A 14,716-nucleotide genomic window follows, 5' to 3' on the forward strand; every position below is an offset into this window, starting at 1 on the left:
GGGCTGATCACTCGGCGGCTCTGGCCTCGTCCGGGGCCGCGTCGGCCTCCGCCTGCTGGCGGGCCCACATCTCGGCGTAGAGGCCGTCCTTCGCGAGCAGGTCGTCGTGGCGTCCGCGCTCGGCGATGCGGCCCTTGTCCATGACGAGGATTTCGTCGGCATCGACGATGGTGGAGAGACGGTGCGCGATGACGAGTGTCGTGCGCCGCGCCGAGACGTCGGAGAGCGCGTCCTGGATCGCCGCTTCGGTGCGGCTGTCGAGCGCGCTCGTCGCCTCGTCGAGGATCAGGATCGGCGGGTCCTTCAGGATCGTGCGCGCGATGGCGACGCGCTGCTTCTCGCCGCCGGAGAGCTTGAGGCCGCGCTCGCCGACCACCGTGTCGTAGCCCTGCGGCAGCGAGACGATGAAGTCGTGAATCTGCGCCTGCCGCGCGGCGGCCTCGATCTCCGCCTGCGCGGCGCCCGCGCGCCCGTAGCCGATGTTGTAGCCGATCGTGTCGTTGAACAGCACCGTGTCCTGCGGAACGATGCCGATGGCGGCGCGCACGCTCGCCTGCGTCACGGCGCGGATGTCCTGCCCATCGATGGTCACGCGGCCCGCCTGTATGTCGTAGAAGCGGTAGAGGATGCGGCTCAGCGTCGATTTGCCCGCGCCCGATCTGCCGACGACCGCGACGGTGTTCCCCGCCGGGATCGTGAAGCTGACGCCGTGCAGGATTTGGCGCTCGGGATCGTAGCCGAAATCGACATTCTCGAAGCGCACCGTGCCGGCGCTGACGGCGAGCGGCGGCGCGCCCGGGGCGTCGGCGATCTCGGGGACGGTGTCGAGCAGGCCGAACATCGCCTCCATGTCGATGAGGCCCTGCTTGATCTCGCGGTACACCCAGCCGAGCATGTCGAGCGGGCGGAACAGCTGCGCGAGCAGCGTGTTGACCAGCACCACGTCGCCGACCGTGAACCGGCCTTCGCTCCAGCCCCAGACCGTGTAGGCCATGGCGCCGCCCATCATGATGTTGGTGATGAACGACTGGCCGATGTTGAGCGCGGCGAGCGAGTTCTCGTTCCTGATCGCGGCGCCCGCGTAGGAGAGCAGCGACTGGCGGTAGCGGTCCCGCTCCAGCGTTTCCGCGCTGTAGTATTTCACCGTCTCGTAGTTGAGCAGCGAATCGACGGCGCGCTGCGTGGTGCGGTTGTCGGTGTCCACCATGCGGCGGCGAAGCTCGCTGCGCCATTCGGTGACGCGGCGCGTGAAGGCGATGTAGAGCGTCACCATGACGAGCGTCGCGGCGACGATCTCGAAGCCCATCTTGATCTGGAAGATCACGCAGACGGCGATCAGTTCGAGGATCGTCGGCGCGATGTTGAAGGCGAGGAAGTAGAGCATCGTGTCGACGCTCTTGGTGCCGCGCTCGATGATGCGGGTGAGCGCGCCGGTGCGGCGTTCGAGGTGGAAGCGCAGGCTGAGGTCGTGGATGCGCGCGAACACCTCGGTGGCGAGGTCGGCGGCGGCCGTCTGCCCGACGCGCTCGAAGATCACGTTGCGGACGTTGTCGAACAGCACGCCGCCGAAACGCGCCGCCGCATAGGCGAAGACGAGGCCGACGCCGAGCAGGACGCCCTCGCTCGCGGGCGTCGTCATCGAATCGATGGCGGCCTTGTACGCGAAAGGCATGATGAGCGTCGTCGCCTTGGCGACGAGCACGAGGACGAGCGCAGCCGCGACGCGCAGTTTCAGGCCCGGCTTGTCGGCGGGCCACAGATAGGGGAGGAAACGGCGCAGCGGATGCTGCTGCGGGACGGCGGTCATGCCCCCTAGATAGGCGCTCAGGCCGGCGCCTTCCAGCAGCCTTGCACGTGATCGTTCACGAGGCCGACGGCCTGCATGTAGGCATAGACGATCGTCGAGCCGACGAAGTTCATACCTGCCTTTTTCAGCGCCTTCGAAATGGCGTCGCTGAGCGGCGTCGCGGCGGGGACGTCGCCGAAGCCCTTCGGGCGGTTCACGATCGGCTGCCCGTCCACGAACGCCCAGAGCCATGCGTCGAAGCTGCCGTGCTGGCGCTGGAGTTCGAGGAAGACGGCGGCGTTTCGCCGCGCCGACCAGACCTTCAGACGGTTGCGGACGATGTTGCCGGTCGCCAGCACCTGCTCGAGTTCCGCGTCCGTCATCGCCGCGACGCGGGCGGGGTCGAAGCCATGGAACGCGGTGCGGTAGCCTTCGCGCTTTCTCAGCACGGTTTCCCAGCTGAGCCCCGCCTGCGCGCCTTCGAGGACCAGCATCTCGAACAGGTGGCGGTCGTCGTGGACGGGGATGCCCCACTCTTCGTCGTGGTACGCGGCGTAGAATTCTTTACCGGGACCGTTGCCGAAACAGCGGGTCTTGCCGTCCATCGGCCTAGTCGAACAGGCTGGAGACGGACGATCTGTCCGCGATGCGGCGGATCGCCTCGCCGAGCAGCGGCGCGATGGTGAGCTGGCGCAGCTTCTCGGCATCCGCGATCTCGGGGCGCGAGATGGAATCGGTGATGACAAGTTCCATCAGCTCCGAGCCCTCGACGCGCGCCACGGCGCCGCCCGAGAGCACGCCGTGCGTGCAGTAGGCGACCACGGCCTTGGCGCCCGCGGCCCGCAGCGCGGCGGCGGCGTTGCACAGCGTTCCGGCCGAATCGACGATGTCGTCGACGAGGATGCAGAACCGACTCTCGACGTCGCCGATAATATTCATAACTTCGGACTCGCCGGCGCGCTCGCGGCGCTTGTCGACGATGGCGAGCGGGGCGTTGTCGAGCCGCTTGGCGAGCGCACGGGCGCGCACCACGCCGCCGACGTCGGGTGAGACGACCATCATGTTCTCGGAGCCGTAGCGGGCAAGGATGTCCTCGCTCATCACCGGGGCGGCGTAGAGGTTGTCGGTGGGGATGTCGAAGAAGCCCTGGATCTGCCCGGCGTGGAGATCGACCGAGAGCACGCGGTTGGCGCCCGCGACGGTGATGAGGTTGGCGACGAGCTTCGCCGAAATCGGCGTGCGCGGCCCCGGCTTCCTGTCCTGCCGGGCGTAGCCGAAATAGGGCACGACAGCAGTGATGCGCTTGGCGCTCGCACGCTTCAGCGCGTCGATGCAGATCAGCAGCTCCATCAGGTTGTCGTTCGCCGGGAAGGCGGTCGACTGGATTACGAACACGTCCTCGCCGCGCACGTTCTCGTGAATCTCGACGAAGACCTCCTCGTCGGCGAAGCGGCGGACGCTTGCTTTCGTCAGCGGCATGTCGAGGTAACGGGCGATGTCGCCCGCGAGCTGAAGGTTGCTGTTGCCCGCAAGCAGCTTCATGGCGCGCGAATCCCTGTTTTGTGGCGGTGACGAGTCGGTCGGTTCACTAGCCGCCGGAGCCCTTGCGGGCAACGACTATGACACCCGTGTTGCAGCGCGGTTCAGGCCGTAAGGCCGATCAGCGCGATCTGCCGCCCGTAGTCGGCCTCACCGCGGTGCGTCGCGCGGCGGAAGCTGAAGTACGCCTCCGCGTTTGCGTAGGTGTCTTCCCCCAGAAGCTCGACGCGTCCGATGCCCGCCGCCGCAAGCCGCGCACCGACATAGGCTTCGAGGTCGAACTGGTGATGGCCGGCGCGGCCGTCGAGGAAGAAACGCTCGTTTTCGGGGTCCGCCTCGCAGAAACGGCGGAAGAAGGCTTCGTCCACCTCGTAGGAGACGCGGGCGATGCAGGGGCCGACGGCGGCGGCAATGCGGTCGCGCTGCGCGCCGAGCCTTTCCATCGCGGCGATGACGGAATCGGTGACGCCGCCGAGCGCACCCTTCCACCCGGCGTGCGTCGCGCCGACGACGCCCGCCTCGCGGTCGGCGAGCAGCACGGGCGCGCAGTCCGCCGTCAGGATGCCGAGCAGCAGGCCGGGCGTTGCCGTTGCGAGCGCATCGGCGTGCGGGCGCGCGTCGTCCGGGTAAGGTGCGGTCACGGCGATCGCATCCGGGCTGTGCACCTGATGCAGCGTGACGAGGCCCGCGCCGGGCAGCACGGCCTGCACGGCGCGGCGGCGGTTCTCGGCGATGGCGGCGCGGTCGTCCTGCGAGCCGAGGCCGACGTTGAGCCCAGCGACGATGCCTTCGGAAACGCCGCCCCGCCGCCCGAGGAAGCCGTGGGGGAGGCCGTCCAGCGCGGCCGTTTGGAGCACGGGGACGGTCATGGACGCAGCGCCTTGCGGTAGAGAAATTCGTGATCGGCATGATCGCCCACCATGAAATCGAACTCGCCGACCTTTTCGAAGCCGTACTTCGCATATACCGTCTGCGCCCGGTGGTTCTCCGACCAGACGCTGAGATACATGTCCTGCCAGCCGCCCGCGTGTGCCCATGCGAGCGCCCAGTCCATCATCGGCTGCGCGATGCCGCGCCCATGCCATGCCTTCAGGATGTAGAGCTGTCGAAGCTCGCATTTGCTGCGCCCGTCTTCCGGTGCGGGAAGGTAGGGCGGGCCGACCTTGCAGTAGGCGACCATCCGGCCGTCTGCCTCGGCGATGCGGAAGGCGTAGGCGGGATCGGCGAACTCCACCGGCAGTCCATCGGGGCCGAACACGGTTTCGAGGAAATGGTTGAGGTCCGCGGCGCTGTAGAGATGGCCGAAGGTTTCGATGAACGTGTCGCGGCCAAGCTGACAGAGCGCCGGAAGATCGGTGTCCCCCGGCGTGCGGAAAATGATATTGCTCATGCGCCGAACCCCGCGGGTTCGGGCCAATCCTTGTGCGTGAATACAAGCACCTTGAACAGGCTCCCCATCGCCTGCGGCAGGGTGAGCCGCCGCATGGCGCCCGCTATAGCATGGCGGGCTTCCGGGTCGAGGCCGTGCGACAGGCGTTCGGCACGCGCCGCGATGCCGAGCGCGAGCAGGAACGGGCCTTGCAGCGCGAGCGGTGAAACGCGCGTGCCCGCGCCCCGCGCGGCCTCGGCGAGCGCCGCGAAATCGACGTGCGCGGTGAGGTCGTGCTCTCCGGGCGCAGCGAGCGGGGCGGCAGCGGCATGAGCGGCGAGCGCCTGCAATGAGTCACCCTCGGCGGGGCCTTCGTAGCCGTAGTCGACGACCAGCGCCGCGCCGCCGTCCGCCGCGATCCGGGCGGCGAGGGTTGCGGCGTAATCCGCGCGCGCGGGCGAGGTTTCGCGGATGGCATCGCCTGCGGGCATAAAGGTGAGTGTGTCTCCCACGAGGCCGACTTGCCGCTCGCGCCATTCGCCGTCCACGCGGACCTCCTGCCGGACGGGGAGGGCATCGAAGAACTCGTTGGCGACGACGAACAGCGGTACTCCCCGTGGCACGGCTCCGAGATCGTCGTGCCAAGTGGCTCCGGGCACGCGTTCGGCCTGTGCCGCGCGCAGGGTAGGGCTCGTCTCCACGAAGTGGACGCGGATCGCCTCTGCGAAGGCGGGAAGCGCGCGTGCGGCGCGCAGCAGGTCCGCCATCAGCGTACCGCGACCCGGCCCAAGCTCGACGAGGTTGACGCGCTGCGGCCGGCCGGCACGGTCCCACAGGTCGGCTGTCCACAGGCCGATGATCTCACCGAACATCTGGCTGATTTCCGGCGCAGTGGTGAAGTCGCCGTCGCGCCCGAAGGGATCGCGCCCGGCGTAATAAGCCGCGACGCATTCCGCCATGTAGCGGTCCACGCTGATCGGGCCGTGTTCTGAAATCTCCGCGGCGAGCCTGCGCCCGAGCGGTGTCATTTCGCGATCGCGCGCCGCCCCGCCGTGGCGACGAAGTACGCCCCCGCAACGATCATCGCGCTCGACAGCGTCTGGCCCATCGTCAGGCCCCACGACAGCGTGCCGAGCTGCGCGTCGGGCTCGCGGAAATATTCGACGACGAAGCGGAACACGCCGTAGCCGAGCGTGAACGCGCCGACGAGGAGGCCGGGCTTGTAGCGCGCGTCCGTCTTCCAGAAGAGATACCAGAGGATGGCGAACAGCACGATGCCTTCAAGGCCGGCCTCGTAGAGCTGGCTCGGGTGGCGGAGTACATCGCCGCCGGTGGGGAACTTCATCGCCCACGGCACGTCGGTCTCGCGGCCCCACAGCTCGCCGTTGATGAAGTTGGCGATGCGGCCGAAGAACAGGCCGAAGGGGATCGTGCAGGCGATATAGTCGTGCACGCGCAGCCAGCTCAGCTTCTGCTTCCACGTGTAAAGGAACAGCGCGATCGAGACGCCCGCCGCGCCCCCGTGGAACGACATGCCGCCTTCCCAGAGCTTGAACACGTCGGAAATATGCCCTTCGGGGCCGAAGAATCGCTCGAAATCGTAGAACAGTACGTAGCCGATGCGCCCGCCGAGAATGATGCCGAGCGTCACCCACGTGACGAGGTCGTCGGCGTGGCGGCGCGCCATCGGCGCGCCGGGCTTCGCCAGCATTTTGAGCAGATACCACCACGCGACGACGATGCCGCTGATGTAGGCGAGGCTGTACCAGCGGATCGGCAGCTCGGCGTCCGTGAACGGCAAGGGAATCGAGAACCAGACCGGGTCGATATTCGGATAGGTGAGCGCGGCCTCGATTGCGAACATGCGACTGTCTGCCCTCAAAAACGACGGGATTGCCCCTGTGGACGCCGCGCACCATAGTGCCGAAGGAGCATAACGCAATCGGATGCGGGGAGGGTCTTGGCCGATGGCCGAGCCGTTGGAGGAGTTTCGCGACGAGACGCGCGCGTGGCTGGAGGCGAACTGCCCGGCGGAGATGCGCGAGCGGGTTCTGGAGGAGGCGGACGTCTGCTGGGGCGGGCGCAATGTCCGCTTCAAGAACGCGGCGCAGAAGCTGTGGCTGGAGCGTATGGCCGCGCGCGGCTGGACGGTGCCGACATGGCCGAAAGCGTATGGCGGCGGCGGACTCTCGGCCGATGAGGCGAAGGTGCTGGCGGAGGAGATGCGCCGCATCCACGCGCGGCCGCCGCTCAGCTCGTTCGGCATCTGGATGCTCGGGCCCGCACTGTTGAAATACGGCAATGAGGCGCAGAAGGCCGAGCATCTGCCGAAAATCGCGCGCGGCGAGATTCGCTGGTGCCAGGGCTATTCGGAGCCGGGCGCGGGCTCGGACCTCGCCTCGCTGAAGACGAAGGCGGAGGACAAGGGCGACCACTGGCTTGTGAACGGCTCGAAGATCTGGACGAGCTACGCCGATCAGGCCGACTGGATCTTCTGCCTCGTCCGCACCGAGCCCGACGCCTCGAAGCATGAAGGCATCAGCTTCCTGCTGTTCGACATGGCGTCCGAGGGTGTTTCGACCTCGCCGATCAAGCTCATCAGCGGCTATTCGCCGTTCTGCCAGACCTTCTTCGACAACGTGAAGGTGCCGAAGGAAAACCTTGTCGGCGAACGCGGCAAGGGCTGGACGATCGCCAAATACCTGCTGACGCACGAGCGCAGCTCGATCGGCGCCGACTTCGGCACCGGCGGGCGCGACACGGCGGCGCAGATCGCGAAAAAGCGCGTCGGCACGCGGGCGGACGGCGCGCTCGCGGACGAGGGGCTGCGCGTCGATCTCGCCCGGCACGACATCGACACGCTGTGCTTCGCGCTCACCATGGAGCGTGTGAAGGACGAGGCGAAGGCCGGGCAGGACATCGGCCACCTCTCCTCGATGCTGAAGCATGTCGGCTCGGAACTGAACAAGTCGCGGCAGGAACTGCTGATGAGCGTGTTCGGCAGCGACGGGCTGCTGTGGGAAGGCGATGGCGCGCACGACGGCGACATGGCGCGGGCATGGCTGCGCTCGCGCGCGAATTCCATCGAGGGCGGCACGGCGGAGGTGCAACTCGGCATCATCGCCAAGCGCGTGCTGGCGCTGCCCGATGCGTAGGGAGTGACGATGGCGCTGGTTCTTACCGACGAACAGGCGATGATCCGCGAGGCGGCGGACGGCTTCTTCGCGTCCGAAGCGCCGGTTTCGGAACTTCGCCGCCTGCGCGATGCGAAGGATGCGACCGGCTTTTCACGCGATCTCTGGAAGAAGATGGCGGAGATGGGCTTCGCGGGCGTGCTGGTGCCGGAAACGCATGGCGGCAGCGGGCTCGGGCTCGTCGCGGCGAACCTCATTCAGGAGGCGGCGGGGCGGAACCTGTCGCTGTCGCCGTTCCTCTCGACCGCCGTACTCGGGGCGACGGTGCTGGCGGGTGCGAACGACGAGCAGCAGGCGGCGCTGCTGCCGAAGCTCGCGGCGGGCGACCTGCTGCTCGCGCTCGCGAGCGACGAGGTTTCGCGCCACGCGCCGCACCTGATCCGCACCCGCGCCGAGGCGGCGGGCAACGGCTTTCGCATCACCGGCGCCAAGACCTTCGTGCTCGACGGGCACGTCGCCGACCGGCTGATCGTCGCGGCGCGGACCTCGGGTGAGGATGGCGACCGTGACGGCATCACCCTGTTCCTTGTCGATCCGAAGGCGGCGGGCGTGGACATCAAGCGCACGAGCATAGTCGACAGCCGCAATGCTGCCGACATCCGCTTCGACGGCGTGCAGGTGGACGGCGCGGACGTGATCGGCGCGGTGGGCGAGGGCGCTGCGATCCTCGACCGCGTGCTCGATGCCGGACGCACCTGCCTTGCCGCCGAGATGGTGGGCGTGTCGGCGCAGAGCTTCTCGATGACGGTGAGCTACCTCAAGGAACGCGAGCAGTTCGGCCGCAAGATCGGCAGTTTCCAGGCGCTCCAGCACCGGGCCGCGCAGCTTTTCTGCGAGATCGAGCTTGCGAAATCGGCGACGCTGAAGGCCGCGCAGGCGCTCGACGCGGGCGACACGGACGCGCCGCTCTACGCCAGCCTCGCCAAGGCAAAGGCGGGTGCGGTGGCGCGGCTCGTCACCAACGAGGGCGTGCAGATGCACGGCGGCATCGGCATGACCGACGAGTTCGACATCGGCTTCTACATGAAACGCGCCCGCGCGGCGGAAACTAGCTTCGGCGACCTGTCGTTTCATGGCGATCGCCTCGCGCGTATGCTAGGGTATTGAAATGCTGACCGAACTGGACAAGGCGCAGGACGCGGCCGTCGCGGCGATCACGGCGCCGGGCGGCCAGCTGGAGGTGGCCGAGGCGAAGATTCGCGGCGTCACGCTCAAGGTCTTCAAGGGCGCGCCGCCGACGATGCGCGAGTTCTTCCAGTATTTCTTCGCGCACAATGCCGCGCGCGAGTTCCTCGTTTACGGTGAGGAGCGCCTGACCTTCGCCGAGGTCTATGCGAAGGCGCTGCGCATCGCCGCGGCGATGCAGCACCGCTACGGTATCGCCAAGGGCGACCGCGTCGCCATCGCCATGCGCAACTACCCCGAATGGATCATGGCCTATGTCGGCCTCGTCCACCTCGGCGCGGTGGTCGTGCCGATGAATGCGTGGTGGCAGCCCGAGGAGCTTGCCTACGGCCTCTCCGACAGCGGCACGCGGCTGGTGATCGCGGACGAGGAGCGGCTGCGCAGGCTGGGAGCGATCGAAGAACTGTCTGTGCCGATCGTTGCCGTTCGCACCAGCCACGGCGTCGCGGCCGAGCACGGCGCGGACCTTCTCGACGATCTGCTCGAAAGCGGCCCGACGGATACGTGGTATCTGCCGCCGCTCGCTCCGGACGACGATATCAGCATTCTCTATACGTCGGGCTCGACCGGTTTTCCCAAGGGCGCGGTCTCGACACATCGCGGCGTCGTGCACGGCACGTTCTCGTATCTGGTGCAGGGGCTCGCGCTGCTCAAGCTCTCCGAGGCCGCGGGCGCGCATGTGCCGCCGCAGCAGATCATGCTGCTCACCGTGCCGTTGTTCCACGTCACCGGCCTTGTGCCGCTGATGCTGGTTTCGGTCGCTATCGGCCGCAAGTTCATCATGATGCACCGCTGGGACGCGGGCGAGGCGCTGCGGCTGATCGACAAGGAGAAGTGCACCTATTTCGTCGGCGTGCCGACGATGACGCACGAGATCATGTCGCACCCGGATCGCGACAAATACGACCTCTCCACCGTCACCGACTGGGCGGCGGGCGGCGCGCCGCGTCCGCCGGAGCATGTCGAGCGGCTGGCGAAAGCGATCCCGACGGGTAAGCCCGCCATCGGCTACGGCCTTACCGAGACGAACGGCGTCGGCGCCGGCATCCTCCGCGAATCCTACCTCGCGCGGCCGACCTCGACGGGCCGCGCTTCGAAACCCGTCGTCGAGATCGCGATCCTGGACGACGACGGCAACGAACTGCCGCCGACCGCGGTGGGCGAGATCTGCATCCGTTCGGCCGCCAACGTGCGCGGCTACTGGCGGCGGCCCAAGGAGACGGCGGAAGCCTTCGACAAGGCGGGGTGGTTCCACACCGGCGACGTCGGCTATCTCGACGAGGACGGGTTCCTGTTCATCGTCGATCGTAAGAAGGATATCATCATCCGCGGCGGCGAGAACGTCAGCTGCCACGAGGTGGAGGCCGCGATCTACGCGCATCCCGCCGTGATGGCCGCGAGCGTTTTCGGGCTTCCCGATGACAGGCTCGGCGAGATCGTGGGCGCGGTCGTCTATCTGAAGCCGGGCGAGAAGGCGGAGCCGGAAGCGATCATCGACTTCACGCGTCAGCATCTCGCAGGCTTCAAGGTTCCGGCACGACTGTGGATTTCGGCGGAGCCGCTGCCGCGGCTCGGTTCCGAGAAGATCGACAAGGTCGCGCTGCGCAAGACCTACCACGACATCCACCGCGCGGAGGCGGCGTAGACGGGCGGGAGAGGAGAATGGTCATGGCGACGAACCTTGAAACGCACGGGCAGGCCCGGTTCCGGCGGATGCAGGACGGCACGCTCGACGACTGGATGATCATCGCGCGCGAGCACATGGCGCACCAGAAGGCCGCCGCGCCGATGCAGATCATGGATACGCTCCGCAGGCTCGGCGACATGGTGCTGGGCTTCGCCGCCGACCAGCTCACCCATGCGCTGATGACCGGTACGCTCGCCCGCCGCGCGGGCGCGAACAACGAGGAGGTCGTCGCGGCGCTGTGTCATGATATCGGCAAGGTGATGTCGGTACCGAACCACGGCCCGATCGCAGCCGAGGTACTGAAGCCTTACGTGTCCGAAAGCGTCTATCACGCCGTCTACTGGCACCAGCATTTCCAGGGGCAATATTATTACAACCATCTCGGCAAGCCGACCGATCTTCGGATGCAGTTCAAGGACGCGCCGTGGTACGGCTTTGCCTGCCGTCTGGTCGACGAATGGGATGCGCCGGCGTTCGATCCGGATTTCGATGCCGACAGCCTCGAAAGCTTCGAGCCCGAGGTCGTGAAGGTCTTCGCGAACCCGCACACGGTGATCTGAGACGCCGCATCGACAGGCCATCCGGACCGCGATAAACCGCTCGGATGGACGACAAGACGCCGCCAGCCGCACAGCCGCTACCGACCCGCCGGAAACGGGAGCTTCCGAAGCTGCCGCAGATTTCGCGGCGGAAGCTGCTGATCGGCATCGGCGCGGGCGCGGGGCTTGCCATCGGCTATGCGGTGTGGCCGCGGCGCGTGCCGTTGAACCTCGCCGTGCGCGAGGACGAGACGCTGATCAACGCGTGGCTCAAGATCGGCACGGACGGGCGGGTCGTCGTCGCCGTGCCGCAGGCGGAGATGGGGCAGGGTGTCTATACGTCGCTGCCGCAGCTTCTGGCGCACGAACTCGGCGCCGACTGGACGATGGTGTCGGTGGAGCCTGCCCCGCTCCATCCCGTCTATGCCAATCGCGCGATCGCCGAAGGCATGGCGGCGGAGGCACCCGGTTTCCTGCAAGGGTTCGTGCGCTGGGCGGCGACCACGGTCATCGAGCGCTATTCGCTGCAGTTGACCGGTGGCTCGACCTCGGTCGCGGCGTACTGGGAGCCGCTGCGGACAGCGGGTGCCGCCGCCCGTGCGTTGCTGTGCGCGGCGGGCGCGAAGCGGCTCGGCGTCGATGCCGACGCCTGCGACACGGCAAACGGCTTCGTCGTCGCGCCGGGGGGCAAGAAAATCGCGTTCAAGGACCTGCTCGCCGACATCGACCCCGATGATGCTCCCGACGGGCCCGAATGGCGCGCCGACGGCAAGGGGCCTTTCCTCGGCCGGCCGATGCCGCGTCTCGATACGCCCGCGAAGGTGGACGGCAGCGCGCAGTTCGGCGCCGACATCCGTCTGCCCGGTATGATCTACGCAGCGGTGCGGGGCGCGCCCCACGGTGCGGCGGAACTGACCTCGGCGCAGCTTCCCAAGGATGCGCGAACGGGCGGCGTGATCGGGGTCGTCACGGGACCGCGCTGGTACGCGGTGACGGCGGACACGTGGTGGGCGGCGCGGCAGGCACTCGATCTCGTCGATGCCGATTTCGAACCGGGCGAGACGATGGCGGACAGCCTCGCCATCGAGGAGGCGCTCGATGCGGCGCTCCACGGCGACGACGGCACGATCTTCGCGTCGAAGGGCGACATCGACGACGGGCTCGGCACCGGCAAGCGGATCGAGGCGGACTATTCGGTGCCGTTTCTCGCCCACGCCTGCATGGAGCCGATGACGGCGACGGCGCGCTTCGAAGACGGCAAGGCCGAGCTGTGGGTGCCCACGCAGTCGGCGACGCTCGTCGTGTGGCGCGTCGCCGATGCGCTCGGCATCGCCGAACGCGACGTCACCGTGTTCCCGACGCTGCTCGGCGGCGGCTTCGGCCGCAAGGCGGAGGTGGATTCGGCCGTGCAGGCGGCGCTCATCGCGCGTGACGCTGGGCGCCCCGTGCAGCTCATCTGGCACCGCGAGGAGGACATGGCGCGCGACATGTACCGCCCGCCCGCCAAGGCGCGGCTGCGCGGCACGGTGAACGCCGACAAGAAGATCGGCGCGTTCGACATCAAGATCGCTGCGCCGAACCTCGGCGAGAGTTTCATGTCGCGCAACATCCCCGCGCTCGCGAGCGGCGGCGACAGCGCGGCGATGCTGGAGGGGGCGACGAAGCTGCCCTACGCCGTTCCCGCGTTCCGGGCCGCGCATGTCGATGTGCCGACGCCGGTTCCGCTCGGCTACTGGCGCTCGGTGGGGCACAGCTACACGGCGTTCTTCTGTGAGAGCTTCGTCGATGAGCTGGCGCATGCCGCCGGCATCGACCCCTTCGAGTTCCGCCTGCGCATGATGCAGGACGGGTCGCGCGAGGCCGAGGTGCTGAAGACCGCCGCGTCGCGTGCCGGCTTCTCGGCGGTGAGCGAGGATCACGTTGGGCGCGGCATTGCCGTCCACAAGAGCTTCGGTTCGATCGTCGCCGAGGTCGTCGAGGTCGAGGCGCCGAGCATCGAGCAGGTGACGGTGAAGCGCGTGACCTGCGTGATCGACTGCGGGCGCATCGTGAACCCGGACATCATCAAGGCGCAGATGGAAAGCGCGATCATCTTCGGCCTCACCGCCGCGCTGCACGGGCAGGTCCGTTTCGCCGACGGCGAGGCGGAGCAGCTCAACTTCGATTCCTACCCGCTGCTGCGGCTCGACGAGGCGCCGGAGATCGACGTGCATATCATGGCATCGGACGCGGCGCCCGGCGGCGTCGGCGAACCCGGCGTGCCGCCGCTCGCCCCCGCGCTCGTGAACGCGATCTTCGCGGCGACCGGCGAGCGCCTGCGCGACCTTCCGCTCTATCGCTACTGATGCAGCCGGAGGGGCATCCGCTGATCGTCGACGCGAAGGTCGGCGTGCTCATCGTCAACCTCGGGTCGCCGGATGCGCCGGAACCGGCGGCCGTGAAGCGCTACCTGAAGGAGTTCCTGTCGGACCCGCGCGTCGTCGAGATCCCGGCGCTCGTCTGGCAGCCGATCCTGCGCGGTATCATCCTCAACACGCGCCCGGCGAAGAGCGCCGCGCTCTACGCCTCGATCTGGGACCGCGCGCGGGGGGATTCGCCACTTCGCGTCATCACCGCCGATCAGGCGGCAGGGCTTCAGGCGGTGCTCCGTGACGTGACGGTCGATTTCGCGATGCGCTACGGCAATCCGTCAATCCCGGTCCGGCTCGACGCGCTCAGAGCCGCAGGCTGCACGCGCATCCTTGTGATGCCGCTCTATCCGCAATATTCGGCGGCGACGACCGCGACGGTCGTCGACAAGGTCGGCGCGAGCCTGAAGGCGATGCGTTGGCAGCCCGCCGTGCGTTTCCTGCCGCCCTACCACGACGATCCGCTCTACATTTCCGCGCTTGCCGAAGACGCGCGCACGGCGCTCGCCGCGCTCGATTTCGAGCCGGACGTGCTCGTCGCGTCGTTCCACGGTATGCCCGAGCGGACGCTCCGGCTCGGCGATCCCTATCATTGTCAGGCGCAGAAGACGGCGCGGCTGCTGCGCGAGGCGCTGGGGCGCGACGAGGCAGGATTCCGCACGGCGTTCCAGTCGCGTTTCGGCAAGGCGGAATGGCTGAAGCCCTATCTCGACAGGACCCTCGAAGCGCTGCCGGGCGAGGGCGTCCGCAAGGTGGCGGTGATCGCGCCGGGCTTCAGCGCCGACTGCATCGAAACGCTGGAAGAGATTGCGATCCGGGCGCGCGAGACGTTCCTTCACGCGGGTGGCACGCATTTCGCCTGTTTGCGCTGCCTCAATGCCGGGCCGGAGGGAATGCGGATGCTGACGGGACTTGCCCAGCGCGAACTTGCCGGTTGGCGCGAATCGGGTCATTGATTGCAACAGAGTTGAAAAAAGCGAGCAGTACCGGCCAATTGCACTTGGGAGGA

General features: G+C 67.8%; 13 protein-coding genes. 6 read left to right on the top strand and 7 right to left on the bottom strand.

Going from position 1 to position 14,716, the window contains the following annotated elements; genetic code table 11:
• Nucleotides 1-7 precede the first annotated feature (7 nt).
• From PE061_RS12000 to lgt, 7 genes are all read right to left on the bottom strand, one after another.
• The gene (locus PE061_RS12000) at nt 8-1,807 is read right to left on the bottom strand and encodes an ABCB family ABC transporter ATP-binding protein/permease (RefSeq protein ID WP_271255516.1); all 1,800 of its coding nucleotides are present in this window, start codon (nt 1,805-1,807) and stop codon (nt 8-10) included.
• Nucleotides 1,808-1,824: 17 nt separating this feature from the next.
• Nucleotides 1,825-2,391, bottom strand: coding sequence for a DNA-3-methyladenine glycosylase I (locus PE061_RS12005; protein ID WP_271255517.1), 567 nt, complete (start codon nt 2,389-2,391; stop codon nt 1,825-1,827).
• A gap of 4 nt (nt 2,392-2,395) precedes the next feature.
• Nucleotides 2,396-3,328, bottom strand: coding sequence for a ribose-phosphate pyrophosphokinase (locus tag PE061_RS12010; RefSeq protein WP_271255518.1), 933 nt, complete (start codon nt 3,326-3,328; stop codon nt 2,396-2,398).
• A gap of 101 nt (nt 3,329-3,429) precedes the next feature.
• Complete coding sequence (pgeF, locus tag PE061_RS12015) at nt 3,430-4,194, bottom strand: peptidoglycan editing factor PgeF (protein WP_271255519.1); 765 nt, start codon at nt 4,192-4,194, stop codon at nt 3,430-3,432.
• The gene (locus tag PE061_RS12020) at nt 4,191-4,715 is read right to left on the bottom strand and encodes a GNAT family N-acetyltransferase (RefSeq protein WP_271255520.1); all 525 of its coding nucleotides are present in this window, start codon (nt 4,713-4,715) and stop codon (nt 4,191-4,193) included. Before PE061_RS12020 ends, pgeF begins: the two co-directional genes overlap by 4 nt.
• Nucleotides 4,712-5,722 (bottom strand): class I SAM-dependent methyltransferase, encoded by a 1,011-nt coding sequence (locus tag PE061_RS12025; RefSeq protein WP_271255521.1) that lies wholly within the window; start codon nt 5,720-5,722, stop codon nt 4,712-4,714. The genes PE061_RS12020 and PE061_RS12025 overlap by 4 nt, the downstream gene beginning before the upstream one ends.
• On the bottom strand, nt 5,719-6,558 hold the full coding sequence (lgt, locus tag PE061_RS12030; RefSeq protein ID WP_271255522.1) for a prolipoprotein diacylglyceryl transferase: 840 nt from the start codon (nt 6,556-6,558) through the stop codon (nt 5,719-5,721). Before lgt ends, PE061_RS12025 begins: the two co-directional genes overlap by 4 nt.
• A 103-nt stretch (nt 6,559-6,661) precedes the next feature.
• Between lgt and PE061_RS12035 the strand changes: the two genes are divergently transcribed.
• The 6 genes from PE061_RS12035 to hemH are packed head-to-tail and all read left to right on the top strand — an operon-like array spanning nt 6,662 to nt 14,663.
• On the top strand, nt 6,662-7,849 hold the full coding sequence (locus PE061_RS12035) for an acyl-CoA dehydrogenase family protein (protein WP_271255523.1): 1,188 nt from the start codon (nt 6,662-6,664) through the stop codon (nt 7,847-7,849).
• A gap of 9 nt (nt 7,850-7,858) precedes the next feature.
• A complete protein-coding gene (locus PE061_RS12040) occupies nt 7,859-8,995 on the top strand; it encodes an acyl-CoA dehydrogenase family protein (RefSeq protein WP_271255524.1) in 1,137 nt (378 codons plus the stop codon).
• A 1-nt stretch (nt 8,996) separates the two neighbouring features.
• Nucleotides 8,997-10,718: a class I adenylate-forming enzyme family protein gene (locus PE061_RS12045; RefSeq protein ID WP_271255525.1), complete on the top strand. Its 1,722-nt coding sequence runs from the start codon at nt 8,997-8,999 to the stop codon at nt 10,716-10,718.
• A gap of 23 nt (nt 10,719-10,741) precedes the next feature.
• Complete coding sequence (locus PE061_RS12050) at nt 10,742-11,320, top strand: HD domain-containing protein (RefSeq protein ID WP_271255526.1); 579 nt, start codon at nt 10,742-10,744, stop codon at nt 11,318-11,320.
• 44 nt (nt 11,321-11,364) lie between these two features.
• The gene (locus PE061_RS12055) at nt 11,365-13,644 is read left to right on the top strand and encodes a xanthine dehydrogenase family protein molybdopterin-binding subunit (protein WP_271255527.1); all 2,280 of its coding nucleotides are present in this window, start codon (nt 11,365-11,367) and stop codon (nt 13,642-13,644) included.
• Nucleotides 13,644-14,663: a ferrochelatase gene (hemH, locus tag PE061_RS12060; protein ID WP_271255528.1), complete on the top strand. Its 1,020-nt coding sequence runs from the start codon at nt 13,644-13,646 to the stop codon at nt 14,661-14,663. Before PE061_RS12055 ends, hemH begins: the two co-directional genes overlap by 1 nt.
• The last annotated feature ends 53 nt before the right edge of the window (nt 14,664-14,716 follow it).

The organism is Sphingosinicella microcystinivorans, assembly GCF_027941835.1.
GTDB lineage: Bacteria > Pseudomonadota > Alphaproteobacteria > Sphingomonadales > Sphingomonadaceae > Sphingosinicella.

Coding starts and splice junctions, on each gene's coding strand:
- PE061_RS12000 (WP_271255516.1), bottom strand. CDS start 1,807: ATGACCGCCGTCCCGCAGCAGCATCCGCTGCGCCGTTTCCTCCCCTAT.
- PE061_RS12005 (WP_271255517.1), bottom strand. CDS start 2,391: ATGGACGGCAAGACCCGCTGTTTCGGCAACGGTCCCGGTAAAGAATTC.
- PE061_RS12010 (WP_271255518.1), bottom strand. CDS start 3,328: ATGAAGCTGCTTGCGGGCAACAGCAACCTTCAGCTCGCGGGCGACATC.
- pgeF (WP_271255519.1), bottom strand. CDS start 4,194: ATGACCGTCCCCGTGCTCCAAACGGCCGCGCTGGACGGCCTCCCCCAC.
- PE061_RS12020 (WP_271255520.1), bottom strand. CDS start 4,715: ATGAGCAATATCATTTTCCGCACGCCGGGGGACACCGATCTTCCGGCG.
- PE061_RS12025 (WP_271255521.1), bottom strand. CDS start 5,722: ATGACACCGCTCGGGCGCAGGCTCGCCGCGGAGATTTCAGAACACGGC.
- lgt (WP_271255522.1), bottom strand. CDS start 6,558: ATGTTCGCAATCGAGGCCGCGCTCACCTATCCGAATATCGACCCGGTC.
- PE061_RS12035 (WP_271255523.1), top strand. CDS start 6,662: ATGGCCGAGCCGTTGGAGGAGTTTCGCGACGAGACGCGCGCGTGGCTG.
- PE061_RS12040 (WP_271255524.1), top strand. CDS start 7,859: ATGGCGCTGGTTCTTACCGACGAACAGGCGATGATCCGCGAGGCGGCG.
- PE061_RS12045 (WP_271255525.1), top strand. CDS start 8,997: ATGCTGACCGAACTGGACAAGGCGCAGGACGCGGCCGTCGCGGCGATC.
- PE061_RS12050 (WP_271255526.1), top strand. CDS start 10,742: ATGGCGACGAACCTTGAAACGCACGGGCAGGCCCGGTTCCGGCGGATG.
- PE061_RS12055 (WP_271255527.1), top strand. CDS start 11,365: ATGGACGACAAGACGCCGCCAGCCGCACAGCCGCTACCGACCCGCCGG.
- hemH (WP_271255528.1), top strand. CDS start 13,644: ATGCAGCCGGAGGGGCATCCGCTGATCGTCGACGCGAAGGTCGGCGTG.